This is a genomic window from Synechococcus sp. H60.1 (assembly GCF_047462335.1).
Classification (GTDB): Bacteria; Cyanobacteriota; Cyanobacteriia; order Thermostichales; family Thermostichaceae; genus Thermostichus.
On sequence record NZ_JANSJA010000105.1, the window covers coordinates 1 to 1117 of the forward strand.

At 63.4% G+C, this 1117-nt stretch carries 1 protein-coding gene and 1 tRNA gene; one reads left to right on the forward strand and one right to left on the reverse strand.

Features of this window, described 5'->3' with window-relative positions:
- Positions 1-99: 99 nt before the first annotated feature.
- A complete protein-coding gene (locus NW852_RS05565) occupies positions 100-654 on the reverse strand; it encodes a transposase family protein (protein ID WP_027886734.1) in 555 nt (184 codons plus the stop codon).
- A gap of 104 nt (positions 655-758) precedes the next feature.
- Between NW852_RS05565 and NW852_RS05570 the strand changes: the two genes are divergently transcribed.
- Positions 759-835 (forward strand) — tRNA-Pro (locus tag NW852_RS05570).
- The last annotated feature ends 282 nt before the right edge of the window (positions 836-1117 follow it).

Sequence of the window (1117 nt, forward strand, 5' to 3'; positions counted from 1 at the left end):
CCCCACTCCAGGTCGCCTCCGTCTCCCCGGGAAGACGCCTCCCCGCCATCCCCTTGAACACCTCCAGGGCCCACTCCAAAAGTTCCCCCTGGTTCCCCTTCAGGACCAAGAGATAGTCCCCCCTTTTTTCCGCACCCGGGCCGCCACCTCAGGGTACAGGTACCCCGCGTCCCCCACCACCACCTTGCCCTCCAGCTCCCTCGCCTCCAAACGGTCCAGAAGCTCCAGGAAGGCCTTCTCCTCCCTCCCTTCCGCCCGGGCCTGGGCCAGGGTGGTATGGAGGTGCAGGGCCAGGACCTCCACCAGCTTGACCTGGGGGCTTTTCCCCTTGCCGCTTCCCCGCAGGTGCTTCCCGTCCACCACCAGGACCTCCCCAAGGTCGGCTTCGGGGAAGACCTGGCCAAGGGCCGCCTGGAGCTTCTCAGGATCCAGGCGGTGAAGGAGAAGGGTGATGGCGGTGTGGCCTGGGGCCTTGCGCAGGCCCAGGTGGGGCAAGAGGTGGGGGTTGGCGCGGGCAAAGCGTTCCACGCCGCGCAGGGAGTCCACGCGGCTCAGGAAGGCCACCAGGATGAGGGCCAGAAGGCCCCAAAGGGGGTACTGCCGGTTGTGGGCCCGAGGGTCCGGGACCTGGGATAGCGCCTGGCGCAGAGTCATGATCTTTCTCTACCCCAAGGGCTGTATATCGGTCAAGTCTGGAGAACCACCCAGCGGCCTAGACAAAGCGTCACGTCCGCTCTATACTCAGTACTCGCTGGCGCCGAGGAGTAGCGCAGCCTGGTAGCGCACCTGCTTCGGGAGCAGGGGGTCGCTGGTTCGAATCCAGTCTCCTCGACCAACTCAAACCATACAGCTCGTGCCAACCCGAGGGTTCTCACCAGGTTAAAATAACGCTCGGTAAAACTCGTAAAGGGTTAAACTAAAGCCCTACAGACTGTAGGGCAGGGTCGGGAGCCTTTCCAGGGTATCCGTACAAAACGGTTCGGGTTATGAAGCGTTTTTTAGTGCTTATCGGCACCCTCGCGGTTGTTGGGATGGCGGCCGCGCAGTCGAGCCCTTACCGCTTAAGGGTGCTGTCGTGGAGCTGCCAGGCCTTTTCGCGAGGGGTGCTGATTCAGGG

What these genes read in the sequence shown, in the direction of transcription:
- NW852_RS05565 (WP_027886734.1), bottom strand. Translation starts at nt 654, where the DNA reads ATGACTCTGCGCCAGGCGCTATCCCAGGTCCCGGACCCTCGGGCCCAC.